The organism is Rhizobium sp. 05L419 (assembly GCF_056397845.1).
In genome coordinates, this window is record NZ_JBFTOF010000003.1 from 252,660 (window position 1) to 265,535 (window position 12,876).

The 12,876-nt window shown below is 52.9% G+C and carries 11 protein-coding genes; 5 read left to right on the plus strand and 6 right to left on the minus strand.

Annotated elements, in window-relative coordinates; translation table 11 throughout:
• Positions 1-209: 209 nt before the first annotated feature.
• Positions 210-3,452: a hypothetical protein gene (locus tag AC1DMK_RS05250; RefSeq protein WP_477857541.1), complete on the plus strand. Its 3,243-nt coding sequence runs from the start codon at positions 210-212 to the stop codon at positions 3,450-3,452.
• A gap of 342 nt (positions 3,453-3,794) precedes the next feature.
• Here AC1DMK_RS05250 and AC1DMK_RS05255 read toward each other — a convergent pair whose 3' ends face one another.
• The 5 genes from AC1DMK_RS05255 to AC1DMK_RS05275 form a co-directional block, all read right to left on the minus strand.
• On the minus strand, positions 3,795-5,552 hold the full coding sequence (locus tag AC1DMK_RS05255) for a hypothetical protein (protein WP_477857542.1): 1,758 nt from the start codon (positions 5,550-5,552) through the stop codon (positions 3,795-3,797).
• Between the two features lie 312 nt (positions 5,553-5,864).
• Positions 5,865-6,581: a hypothetical protein gene (locus AC1DMK_RS05260; protein WP_477857544.1), complete on the minus strand. Its 717-nt coding sequence runs from the start codon at positions 6,579-6,581 to the stop codon at positions 5,865-5,867.
• A 60-nt stretch (positions 6,582-6,641) separates the two neighbouring features.
• Complete coding sequence (locus AC1DMK_RS05265) at positions 6,642-7,055, minus strand: ubiquitination-like system serine protease family protein (RefSeq protein WP_477857546.1); 414 nt, start codon at positions 7,053-7,055, stop codon at positions 6,642-6,644.
• Positions 7,033-8,247 carry a ThiF family adenylyltransferase gene (locus tag AC1DMK_RS05270; RefSeq protein ID WP_477857548.1) on the minus strand — a complete coding sequence of 405 codons (1,215 nt, stop codon included), beginning with the start codon at positions 8,245-8,247 and terminating at the stop codon, positions 7,033-7,035. The genes AC1DMK_RS05265 and AC1DMK_RS05270 overlap by 23 nt, the downstream gene beginning before the upstream one ends.
• Positions 8,207-8,674 (minus strand): multiubiquitin domain-containing protein, encoded by a 468-nt coding sequence (locus tag AC1DMK_RS05275; protein ID WP_477857549.1) that lies wholly within the window; start codon positions 8,672-8,674, stop codon positions 8,207-8,209. Before AC1DMK_RS05275 ends, AC1DMK_RS05270 begins: the two co-directional genes overlap by 41 nt.
• Positions 8,675-8,832: 158 nt before the next feature.
• On the opposite strand from AC1DMK_RS05275, the gene AC1DMK_RS05280 reads away from it, so the two are divergent.
• The 4 genes from AC1DMK_RS05280 (at position 8,833) to AC1DMK_RS05295 (ending at position 11,952) form a co-directional block, all read left to right on the plus strand.
• The gene (locus tag AC1DMK_RS05280) at positions 8,833-9,186 is read left to right on the plus strand and encodes a helix-turn-helix domain-containing protein (protein ID WP_112943066.1); all 354 of its coding nucleotides are present in this window, start codon (positions 8,833-8,835) and stop codon (positions 9,184-9,186) included.
• An 18-nt stretch (positions 9,187-9,204) separates the two neighbouring features.
• Positions 9,205-9,789, plus strand: a complete 585-nt coding sequence (locus AC1DMK_RS05285) for an ImmA/IrrE family metallo-endopeptidase (protein ID WP_477857550.1) — start codon at positions 9,205-9,207, stop codon at positions 9,787-9,789.
• A 40-nt stretch (positions 9,790-9,829) separates the two neighbouring features.
• Positions 9,830-10,921, plus strand: a complete 1,092-nt coding sequence (locus tag AC1DMK_RS05290) for a hypothetical protein (protein ID WP_477857552.1) — start codon at positions 9,830-9,832, stop codon at positions 10,919-10,921.
• A gap of 809 nt (positions 10,922-11,730) precedes the next feature.
• Positions 11,731-11,952, plus strand: a complete 222-nt coding sequence (locus AC1DMK_RS05295) for a helix-turn-helix transcriptional regulator (protein WP_442079930.1) — start codon at positions 11,731-11,733, stop codon at positions 11,950-11,952.
• 31 nt (positions 11,953-11,983) lie between these two features.
• Here the strand turns inward: AC1DMK_RS05295 and AC1DMK_RS05300 are convergent, their stop codons facing one another.
• The gene (locus AC1DMK_RS05300) at positions 11,984-12,730 is read right to left on the minus strand and encodes a hypothetical protein (protein WP_442079931.1); all 747 of its coding nucleotides are present in this window, start codon (positions 12,728-12,730) and stop codon (positions 11,984-11,986) included.
• Positions 12,731-12,876 lie beyond the last annotated feature (146 nt).

The window sequence follows — 12,876 nt, forward strand, 5'->3', positions numbered from 1 at the left end:
CCTGTGCGGGACTCACGGACAAGCGACGCGCAAGCAATAAAACTTCTAAAGCCCCCATCAAATCTCAATAGCAACCATCGTTGTCAGCCAACCGAACTTTCTCCTTCAATTATATAAAACCACTGGATGAGCATATATTTGATTGCGCCCCACTGCCATTTTGCGTTGCATCGCCTATCACTTAGAAAAGGAAATCCCAGAGGCTTAGGATGAGCACGCTTCCCACACCTTCCGAAATGATGCGCCTCAAGCGTCCAAACCTGTATTCCGACAGCCAGTTCGTTGACGCCTACAAGCTCTCTGAGTCTGAGTTCGGCCACCACTTGGAGACATTGACCGAACGGAATCAACACAAGGATTTCGAAATCTTCTGCCGCAAGCTCTGTGAGCGGGAGATATCGCCGAATCTGCGTCCTGCCACTGGTCCGGAGGGTGGCGGTGACGGAAAGATTGATAGCGACACCTACGCCGTTTCAGAAGCCGTTTCAGAGCGATGGTATATCGGTGATGGAGCGAGCGGAGACGAGCACTGGGCGTTTGCTTTTAGCACAAAGGCGGATTGGCTGCCGAAAATACGGTCTGATGTCAAAGCGATCATCGAGACTGGGAGGGGCTATGATCGTATCATTTGCATGACGGCCCGCGCCGCCAGACAGCGTGATCGTCTGAATTTGGAAGAGGACCTGAAAAAGACATACGGAGTACCGGTAACGATTTTTGATCGAGAATGGATCATTGATCGTGTTTTTTCACATTCTCATAAAGACTTGGCTTTCACCGAACTGCACGCAGGCTCTCATGAGCCGAGAGAGTTGCAGATCGGTCCAGAAGATTTTCGACGCCAGCAGGCTTTGGATGTTCTCGAAAACCGCATAGCAAAAATCGGAAGCAAGCCCCAAGACCAAACACAGATTGTCACGGATAGTTTTGAGGCAGCTCAATTATCCCGAGAATTGGAAAGACCGCGCTACGAAACCGAAGGCCGTTTCCGGCGAGCGATAAAGCTGGCAAAAAAATACGGAAGCACCAGCCAATTGCTGCGGGCCACCTACGAGGACGCCTGGACGCAGTTTTGGTGGTTCGACGACGCTGATGAGATGCAGCAACGGTACGAAGATGTGGAAGATATCGCATTTCCGACTGACCTTGCGGAACACGTTAGCAAGGTTTGCAATCTCCATCAGTTGCTTGTCGGTAGGGTACTCAATGGCTTCGAAACCGCCGAAGAGCTGTCACTGGTCGAGAGAACCACTCGACTCCGGTCGAAATTGTCCGAACTCACCGAGATTGCCCTGCGGCCGAGCAATGCTCTCCATGCGAAAACGCTGCTTATTTTTCTTGGGCTAAGCGAGCGCATGGCTCGCCGGGAAGCCGACTTCGACGACGTCTGGATTGACCTTGCTGTAATCATCGAAAGCGCCGCAGGCCTTGGAGAGTATCCGGTCGAAATGCTGGATATGATGATCGCGGCCATCTCAGATTTTGCGCCGGAAAGCGGCGCTTTCGACGCCCTGGTTGAAAAACTTGCGGAATTCATGTCTGAGCGACAAAAGGAGCTAACGGCTGGCGATCTCTACGTTCAGCAGGGCGAGCGTAAGCTAAAGGCCGAAAAGCCAATCGACGGGATTAAGTGGCTCGGTCGAGCAGCAGTCAATTATGCCAAGGACGAGAGCCGCGAAAAGCAGGCGGAAGCCCTTTATCTTCTGGCAATTGCCTATCAAGGTGCCAGCTTATTTTGGGCTGCTAGATCGACAGCGTTCGCTGCGCTAATGCAATATTTTGCACTTTCCGAAAGAGAGGGCGAGTTGCGGGTTGAGGCTATTCCGACCCTCGCGCTCATTGCAAGTGTTTCACTCCGAATAGGGCAAGTTGCGGATTTTCTAGACACTATCCAGTTTCTGAGATCACTGAAAGACGTACTGCCGCTTGATGAAGCAAGCACGCAACATCTTGAAGAGCAGCTAAGAGAGTTTGACGAGTTACTGGCTTGTTCTTTTGTTTCCAAATCTGATGATGAGATAGCCCGCCTATCGGGGCTTCCTGATATTCTCGAAAACCTTCTGCTCTTTAGTTCGCGGCTCGTGCTGCTCTATCGCCTTGGACAATCTCAAATCTTGTACAAGGACGGTTCCATTCCTGCCGACACTTCCGCGAAGGAAGTCGCAGAGATCATGACAGCGATAGCTGCCCAACCTGCGACGCACAGTCTTCAGCGTAATGTGATCATCGTAGACGACGGTTTCACTGGTATTTCGACCCGAGTGCTTGGCGTTCACATCGACATTCTGTCGGGTAGTGATCAGAATGGTTTCCTGGCCGCCGAGACGTACGCTGCGGCTCTAGAGGCATTCGCGGCGACCTTACTGAATGCTCGGATTTATCCTCATATCGAAAAGCTGACGATTAATTTAGCTTCGGAAGTCAGTGCTACCCTGCCGACGATCAAAGTCCCCAATGATCGGCCAGTCGTGGAGATTACGATCCCTGAAGCGTGGAACCTGACAGAGGTCGCGTCGACTCCTGACTTTAACGAACATCTGGTCGAAGCGATTGTCACGATTGTGGCGAGGATCGCGGTCATGCCAGACCCGGGACCGATCATGGAAATTTTCGGCACCGAACGCGTCTTTGATCGAGCCACCGTCCTCTCCCGCACCAGCCTATACAGACAGCGAGCATTCGGTGGTCCGGTCGGACTAATTGCCAACCTTCGACATCTTCAAAGGCGATCCTACTTCCCGACGGATGATCGGCCCCCTGTGCCATCTGCAGAGCAGCTTCCGTTTGACGATGAAAGCGAGGGGAATGAGGCTAACGCCTTCCGGGATTTGGATCGACACGATGAACTCGTAATCCGGTCAGTGATCGACAGCAATCTTTGGGATAAGGCCAAGTGGAAAGGACTAATGTTCGGGCAATCCCCAGGCATGCCCCCGATCCTAGCGCTAATGTTCTCCGATGCCGCGTATGGAGAGGCCATATTCCGCCAGTGGCATGAGCGATTTGGAAAAGACGATAGCGAGGACACCCTCAGGATTACCATCATTCGTGGAATTGATCGGAAACACCCGCACCATTACCGCGCACACATCAGCCACGAGCTTGACACGGCGTTGGCGGGCCTTGGTAAGCCAATAATGAACGTGGCCCGGATGACAACGATGATGCCGTCAGATTCGCGTAACCTTGAGCGATTTTTGGACCTCTATCGGCTGATGGGCATATATTTCTTAACCGCAGCCATTATCGGAAACGATGGCGCACCGGAGTTTCGTCTCGATCTCGCAATCACAAAACGCAAACTCTCCGTTAAAGATGCCTGGACGATTGGCGAGCACGATTTCGACGTCTCGGGAATTAGGTCTGAGGACGATCCAATCATACCAGATGGCGAAATCGACCCTCCAATTAGAAAGGTGATGGAACTGCGCTCAAAGTTCAAAGCGTCTTAAGCCCGGCCACGGCGCTGCGTCACCTTGCCGAGGCTCCCATCGCTCGTCCGTTGTTACGGTCACAGACTAGGGCGGCGAGCACAACGTGCGTGTGGAACACGGGTTGCGCACTAAGGGTAACGGACTGGGTGACCTTGCAGTTGGCGTCGGAATGGCGTGCAATACCTACGACGGATGGCATGAAAGGCATCTCGCCAAAAGTTACCGACTATTAAAGCCAAAAGACGAAATGAACCGAAAACTGAACGAGGAGGTGACGTTTGTTTGGCGCGTCCTAACCTTTCAGTTTCTGCAAGAACTTACCGTCTCAGCATATTACGGTGAAACAGTAGCTGTGAGGGCTCATGAAGCTCTCCAGATTGCCGTACTTGCATCGACAATAGGCTGCCCTCCGAGTTTTCCTAGCGCCTCGGTATATGATCGAAATGCCATTTTGCTGAAATTAAACGCATCTCTATAGTTGTCGAAATTGAGGGGTCTGCTGCATAGCTCAACGGTGAGAAAGAAAACTTGATCGAAGTATTCATGGGCACTAATGATCAAGTTCTCCGTGAGTTGATCTTTTTGTGCGCTATGAACAATAGAGTTTCTGGCTCGATAAATTCGATGAAGCTGCTGTTCGGCTTTCACCAAGTGGTTCTTGATCTGAAGCTCCGCGTTCTTTCCGTCTTTAAACCTGCGGTTCAGATCGAAGATGCGGTACCGCAGCAGTGGAAAGTCGTCCATCGACTTCAACAGCGATGAACAAAGGTCGCCATGCTCGGGACTGGTAATCAGTAAGAATGTCTTCTCAACGATCTCGTTCCCATCGTCGACCGATGCCAGGGCATCTTTAAATCGCTTATTATTCCAACGCTTGATGTCTTTCGCAGCATTTAGGAAAAGCCGCTCGATGTACTGCAGCCCAAGAAACGGAAGCACCCCGTCACAAACGCTGCCGATGATACTTTTTCCCTTCACAGCTGGAGCGATTGTCTCCAAGGAAGTCCATAGGTTTATGAGTTGATTTTCGGGGATAGTGGAACTCAAGCTCATGCCATGGAAGTCGACGACCCGGAAGAATTTTTCGCGGTCGGCTCCTTGAGGAAGTCTCAACGACTTTATCATCGTTTCAAGCTTGCGAGCAGCGAGGGTCTTGTGGTTATCCGAAATCAGTTGCATCAGATTTCTATCTGCTTTTACAACCATCGAATTGCTAGGCTCTGACACCTGTATAATTAAGATGTTCTGTCCTAGCTCATTGGAGCCTTTATGGTAAAAGAGCCCAAGTAGATCATGAAGTCTAACAATACCACGTTTGACATTTTTCGCTGCAGTTAGGTGATCTGGAGCTTTGATATCCCTCATCAGAAGGAATGCGCTTCCCGCGTTATCGGCCGCAAATTCCTCGGGTATTATGAAATCTTCGGGAAGGCGCTTAACGTATTCGCTTCCAAAAATCTTGAGAATTTCAGAATTAATGACACCAAGACTGGTTCCGACCGGAACGACCGCTGAGAATGTTGGAGCCCCCCCCGACTTCAACCGCACTGCGCTGAAGAAATGATTCAGCATGTCGTCGCATGACGCATTTCGGTCATCAGGAAAGAAAATGCCGCAAATCTTCTGGTATATATATTCTTGGCTGACACCTACATTCACGAGGCAGCAAACGAGTTCGGTAGCTAAGAAATCAATTTTCGACTTCTCATTTGGAGCGCAACTTTGAAGTTGGGTGATTGCTTGGTCGATATATCGCAAAGGCCTGACCTCCATCTTGAATACTCGCATCGAGTCTTCCAGTTTGTGCAGATCATCCACGCCGCTCTCAAAGTAGGATTCCAACGGTACGCCGATTAACTCCTTGACGATGGAGTTATGAAAGCTCCTTCTTTTCAGCTCTTCCAGAACACGTTCGATACCGGCTGGGTTGAGGCCAAACTTATTGTGGTCTTCGATTACCGTTAGGAGTTCTCTTGCTAGGAAAGGTACAGTAGTTGTTGAAACTCGATAGCTTTCTTTGGTGTACTGAAACGTTAGTTCCGCGACCCGTTGGGCAAAAAACAGCTGCCCTTGCTTCGAGGAATCCAACAGGCTATCCGGGACAGGCAGTTTAAGCACGCGACATCTCTCCCCAAAAACTATCGAGGGAATATCAACAACCTGCGGTGTTAACAATGCATTTAATTAGTTGAGTGCGTCAACTTTTCATCGGCATTCCGCCGCCGGTACAAAGCAGGGGCCGGCAGTCTCCAAACTCGTCGATTTCGTTGCCTCAGCGAAGTACCCGCCAGTCTACGTTTCGATCTCTGGAATGCCGAAGGGCAGCACCAGCTTCCTGCGTGCTGACGTACCTTCGAGGTGCTGGATGCGCTCTCGAAGCTCTGAGATCACAAGACTTGCCGCGCCATGCGCCAATGGACCATGCAAGCGTCAAGTTTCGAACGCACCAAGCTGTCCAGGCTCATCGGGCGCGACAAGATATACCATTTGCTTCTCCTGCATCCTGGTGCCGGATCGTGAGCTGGCAGTTACAAGGTCCTGAAGGTGTTTCTTCGATGACTCAAAGAACTCTTCGATTTTACTCAAATGTGGCAGCTTCACCCTGACAATGCTGTGCGCGAGGTCAGATTTTTTCCTGTCGCGCTCATGAGGTTTCAAGCCGTCCCAAGTGGCCAAGAACGCGCAATCGATATCTATTGGCGCGGGATCAAAGGAGATTTCCCACGACGAAAGGCAGCTGTGGGCGAACACAAAATCGCTTGGATGCTTCAGAAAACCGGCCCATCGACGGATCACTCGATCAGCTTCGGTCTCCATGTAGATTGCGCCCTCTTGCCTTCTGATCGCAGCAACCATGTACTCACGCAATACATCTAAACGGAGCAGCAGAACCTCGGTCATTTCCTCGCAGGCTACATTCGACCGTGGCAGGCAAAGAATACGCTCAATTGATTTGATCACGCTTGCGATATTGCACGCCTCTGCGACATGTAGAGGCAGGTGTTCTCCGTCCGGCATGACGAGCGTCAGCAAACCATGAGAATTGTCCGCCTCATGCAGCCTGCATGATATCGGCTCCCCGTTTGCCACAAGGCTATCTCGAAACACCTCGCGAAGTCGCAGAAAGTCAGCTTTGTTGTAGGCCATCGATCATCCCGTGTGCAGACAGTTTCGGCGTAGGTAAGAGCCTCATTTTCATCAGAGCACTTACAGACCGAGCCAATCTGTCAAGCGCTTCCAAATCTTGGCAAAGAACCCAAGTTCTGCGGCCTGACGCCGAGCATGTACCTCGGCTGAAACGCGCAGATCGTGTTCCCGATTGGACTGAATCTGAGCCACCGAAAATGCTCGCTCCCATCTGACCTGATTTCGCGAGATGATATAGTGCGACTGACAGGCCGAACTCCAGTTTCCGATTGACGGATGAAGAGAGACGAATCCGCTGTCGTTTCTCATCGTCCATTTCCCAGGTTTCAGAGGCGTGATGATCTTGGTACCGCAGCCGCAGCAGCAGTTATGTGCCGCAGTGCCGAACTCCTCCGAAATGTAGAGGACACCCTCATCCATCGTCTTCGGGATTCGTTTGACGAACTCGGGCCTAATCGACACGATCTTTGTCATAGATGTCATCTTTGCTGAGAAGGCTGTTTCCAATGGTGTAGGAGATGAACCGCTCGTGACCAAGGTCGAAGTAAAAACCCTTTGACTTCTTCCAGGCAATTACGGCCAGGCAGGCATTTAGCGCGTTTAGGTCCGCAACCTGGATGTTCCGGTCGTACTCGTTATGAGCGTCATCGGACGCGAAGGATATTCGCGAGCGAGCTTCGGACCGCCGATCAGTGAGGCTGAGGACTGAGCGCAATATCCCACCAATGCTGTTGCGCTTCGAATAGAGACCCATGCCCACGTCGACAAATGGGATTTCAAGCGCCTCAAGCTTCTCGATAATAGCCCGCTTCTCCGGTCCGCTTTCCATGCAGAGAAAGACAAACGACATACCCTGCAACTGATCGACGTTATCGCTCGTCAGCCTCTCTGGATGCGACACTATTCCGCGATGCATCCTGGAATAGATTCCAGCAAGGTATTCGACCTTCTTATATCGACTGCGAAGGTCTTCGAGTGAAGCCGCACCTGGCGCTCGAAAAGCGTTGTGCGTCAGAAAATCATCGGCGTCAAAAAGGTGGATTTTCTTTGCGATTGTCTTGGCAACGAGATCAAGGACGTAAGACCCGGTTCCACCCAAACCTACTATCGCGATTGCCTCTTCAGCAAGCTTCGCGGCCGCCTCGTTTATCTCCGCCCTGGAGGACGCGGTGTCGAGGTAATTATGGGGCGACACATCTGGGTCGCCTTCAACGATACGATAGGTTCGCGCTGTTGCGTGCGGGTCGATGAGAGCGACCTCTTTTGCCAACAACGCAATGTATGTCGTCATCTTCTCGTAATAGTCCTCGTAATACCCGCACGGCGGCTTACGCGAAAACGAATGGTCGGCCTTCAACCGGCTTCCGAGAGCGAATTCCTGTGTCTGGTGCTGCAGGATCAGCAGCGGACTGCCGTTCCTGTCGCAAGGGTAGTCGCCAGCGAACTTGGCCGTGTGATCCTGCGGGCGCACTGTCTGATCACCTGCAAGGTCCAGGTTCGAGGCGAAAGCCCCGATCCCTATTGTGCGGTCGCTCCTGACGTAAGGAACATCTTTCACGACGAGGAAATTAGCGTCCGTAATCTGGATATTGTATCCCTCGTCACGGAGGCGCTGCAGGTCGGGGCTACGAGCGATTAGTGTGTGCGACATCGAAAATCGTCCCATGCTTCTTAACGGTTACGGTACCACCTTCCGGGAGATCGCCGTGGTGCGGCTTGCTCTTCGCGTGCTCGAAGCTGACGGTGAAGGCGGGGTCCAGGCCGGTCGGCGGCTCGGGATAAGCAAGCTTGACAAGCTCGTCGAAGGTCAGCTCGTCGTGATCGACCACGAAAGGGTCGGTGTTGACGATGATGACGAAGTGCTTCTGCGGGGCTTCCGCACTGTGGAAGTGCTCGTCCTCCTTGAGATGGATCGTCGGTCGGTCAATACGGATCAGCTTGTCCTCGCTGTCACCTGTGACCTCTCGGTAGAGCACGAAACCTTCGCGCACCCGCCCAAGTTCATAAAGGTCAACCCCGCTGGTGGGGTTAGGCGATTGATAGGGCTTCTGATCGATATGAACACGAATCTTACCCTTGCTTTCTTCGCTCATTTTTCTTCCCTGTAAGCACATGCCCCGGTTTCCAAGGCGTTCTTACCCTTGAACGGCAAGGGCACCGTCGCCAATTGCGACTCTGGAAAAAAATTGCTAGAGTGCAATTACTCGCTATATTGTGAGAAAGGAATTAAATTGCAAGAGTGCAATCAGCCATGACCCCGAAAAAGTTCGATGGTGAAGGATTCTTCGCTGCGTTGGATGCTGAAAGGCTTGCCCGAACGGCCACATGGAAAAAAGTAGCGGAGGAAGCAGGCGTTCCCGCCTCAACTTTAACAAGGATGTCGCAAGGTCGTCGTCCCGACGTCGATACCTTAGCAGCACTGTGCCAATGGTCCGGTCTTGAGCCCGCAAAGTTCACTGGGCAGGCCGACACAATGCCCGGAGGAGCGTCAACACTTTCCGAGATCACGACTTTGCTTCGAGGAGACAAGCACCTTTCAAAGGAAGGCGTCCAAGCCCTGGAAGCAATTCTGAAGACTGCATATGCGCAATTCGCAAAAGATTAAGTAGTGGGTTAGAGGTCGATGGCCAAAACGCAGCTTCGTCGCGGTTTCAAGGCAGAAGCCAGCTGGTATTCCAAGTCGGTTCGCGCTGAACTCGGCTTGAGACCTCATGACCCGATTTGCCCCTGGACCCTCGCTGGGCATCTCGACCTGCCGGTGATCAAGGTGTCGGAGTTCGCCACCGTCGAACCAGAAGCCGTCGCCTATCTCCAATCCGCGTCCGGTCAGGAAGAGTTTTCCGCAATCACTGCTGACCTTGGCGGCGGTCGTGTCATCATTCACAACGATGCGCACGATCTAAAAAGACAGGCCGCAGACATCGCGCACGAGATCGCGCATGGCCTGCTGCTTCATGTGCTTGCGCCGCTCACCGGCGCAGGTGGGAAGAGAAACTATCACCGCGACATCGAGGACGAGGCAAGTTGGCTCGGCCCTACCCTCCTCGTTCCGGACGAAGCTGCTTTGGTTGTAGCTCGCCGCCTGCATCAAGGAGAGACGACCATCCGGGAAGCCACTGATGACTACGGCGTCAGCGAGGCTTTGCTGCGAATGAGGCTCAATGTCTCCGGGGCGTACATTCGCGTGGCTAGGCGCAGGGCAGCTTGATCCGACCGCGCCCCACACATTCGATAGCAAGGAAATGACTTTGTCGCCGAAAGGAAAAGGTCCGAGTTCGGTCTTATCGGAGGCCGAGCTTTTCAGTTCGCTCGTAAAAAGCGCGTTCGAATTCCTGTCGAAAGCGATTTCCGAGTTTGAACAATCCGCGAAGTTCTCGACAGTCCACTTCGCCATCGCAATCGAGCTTTTCCTCAAGGCACGGCTCATGAGCGAGCATTGGTCTCTATTGCTGGACAAGCCCGACCAGGGTGACAAAGCAGGGTTCTTTCGCGGGGAAGCCAAAACGGTCACACCCGACCAAACAATCGAAAGGCTACGCAAGATCGCTGGCGTGGCGATCCCTCAGCATTCTCGTGACGTGTTCATCAAGATTGCCCAGCATCGGAACAAGATGGTGCATTTCGTCCATTCTGATGATCGCGCCGACACTCCCCAGGCCGCTGCACAGATAGTTGCGGAGCAGTGCGAAGGATGGCTCTCCCTTCGAGTATTGCTGGAAAGCTGGTCGGAGTTTGATGAGTTCCGGAACGAAATTTTCAACGTCGGCCGCCAGATGGAACGTCATCGCGCGTTTCTCCAGGCGAAGTTCAAGTCAAAGGCTGAAGCTCTCCAAAAGCACCTTGATGACGGTAAGCGTATAGTGATCTGCCCAAGCTGCGGCTTCGACGCTGTTCGGCTTGATGATGCCCATGGCCTCATCTCTCCAGGATCGTGCGTGGTTTGCCGGTATAACGGCTCTCACATCGTACTTACCTGCCCCAACGATGATTGCGGCGCAGAGATCGAGTGCAATTCGTATGAGGGACCGCCAGGTCAGTGCCCTACTTGCGAAACGTCGATTGATGAGGACTTCCTGACGGAAACTCTGAACACAGGCGATGCCGTCACCTATGACAATTACTACGACCACACGGACATCAACTGCCCGCAGTGCACCGGATATCAAAAGGGTGTGCAGCACACCGATCTCTTCGTCTGTGTGCAATGCTTAGATTCATCAGACGTCATGGAAATTTGCGAGTGGTGCAACGAGGGCCAGATCGGTGGGGTGCCGGAGAATAGCTACGTGGTCGGCTGCGAGTTCTGCGACGGCAGCGCTGGGCGATACCGCGACGATTGAAATTCTGCCCGTTGAAAAGATCATTAGAGCAATCGTCTCAACCGGCCGGTGTCAGTCGTCACCTCTGTCGGTTTGATCCCTTCCATCTGCCGACGGCAACTTCAATCCCATTTTCTTGGCAATCGCGATTACGTCTTTTACGTCGATGCCAAGGCTGAGGGCGACAGTGGCCATTGTAATCAGGCCAGCCGACCAGCTCTCTACAATCGCTCGTTCGTAAGGATTCCGTCGACATCAGCCCTCCTCGATCTCAACCCGTTTACGAGTTCACGCGCCTGTCGCAAAACGCCCTTTCTGGCCAACGGCTGCATTCGCGCATCGAGATCGACATATTTCGATGCCAAAAGCTTTTCAGACGGAGGGCTGACTCCCCTCTCCTTCGCGAGCGCGAAGACCTCCTCGTGGGTCATTTTCGTAATCCAGGCGGCCTGCCCGACGGCTAGGTCGGCGGCGCTCCAGAGGTACAGGATTTCTGTCCTGCCCGGCGCGGTGGGTGATGTCAATGTTGTATGGGTACTGAGCTGGCATCAAGGCCCTCAAAATATGGGATGATCGACGCGTTCGGGTACCGAACAATGTGCCAAAATTTGCGTCCCCTTGGCGCATTGTCATCTGGCTCGTTCACAGGCCCAGTGTGCACAAATTGTAGCGAAAGTGAAATAAAAGTCGCGCTATCGCACATCTGTTTCCGTTAGGTTGACCACGCTTTCAAACAGTATCCAATATCGCTTTTCGGTGCCGAGAAGCCAGAAGTCTCGGCTGGAGGGTCGTCGGACGGCGATTCAGTGCCACAGAGCGGGGGAAACGAAATGTCTTACGATGGGTTCTATACACTGCATCAAGTGATTGAAATGAGCACCATGTCGGAGTCGACTATACGGCGGATGACCGAGGAAAAGCGCTTTCCGCCACTGGTTCCTATTTCAAAAGGTAGGGTCGGCGTCCACAAACGCGATTTTCACCGGTGGGAGGCTGATCCCTCCGGTTACCGGCCGTCGGACGAACGGGAAAACGAAGATCACAAAGGCTAGGGCAAAGGCCGTAGCCGTTCCCGGACCCTACTCAAGAAAAATAACGTCCTTCCTTTCGCAACCTCGTCACGAGGTCCAGAGCGCCCAACCTCAGCGCGTTCACGATTTCTTCAAACCTGCTGTCGAGGAGGTCCTTAGTTGTTTCAGTCCAACTGCGGGACCAAGGAACCCCGTGGAATGGACTATAGCCGACGAGCCTCAATCGGCCGGACGGCAGGTCCTTTTTCGATGACCAGGTTGGTCCAACATGCTCCGATTTGCGGTACTCGCTTTTCCGTATAAAACGTCCATCACCGACATACTGCATTTCTACGCGTTCGCTTGTTTCAACAATCGACAGCCCTATCGGTACTCCATAGATGTACGCCACGGTAGAACGACGAGGTGAATATGTAAAAACGTGTTCCCTTCCTCCGACTTGACCCTCCAGCACATCAACGGGTAATCGGATCAGCTCTTCGGAGGCTGAAGCGATCATGACGCGATGCCCCGCCTGTTCCATTCTCAAAAACAACTCGTTGGCGAAGCGTAGGGATTTAAGAAGGGTCTTCCGGGATGACCCTATGTCGACAAAGAGCTTGCTGCGCAGCTTGAGATAGCCATCAACTCTAGTTTCCGCAGTTTCAAAATCTTTTTGGGCGTCGTCGATCAGCCGATGTGTGCCTGTCGGCCTTCTCTGTCGCTTCTTAGGGGGGCCGAAGTCCCCCTCCGGTCGCAGAGCTGGTGTAGCAATAATTGGTCGGTGAGGTTGCCTTCCCGCCTTTCCCTTCGACCACACTTGGTCGTTTCCGGGTTCCCATTGTGGGAGGGGCGGCGTAGGAGGCGCGGCACCGACCGCACGCTTCCGCCAGTAGCCGCGCGGCGGGCGGGGAACGCCTAGCTTCCGACAGACTCTAGCGATGTAAACATCCGAAACGCCGATCC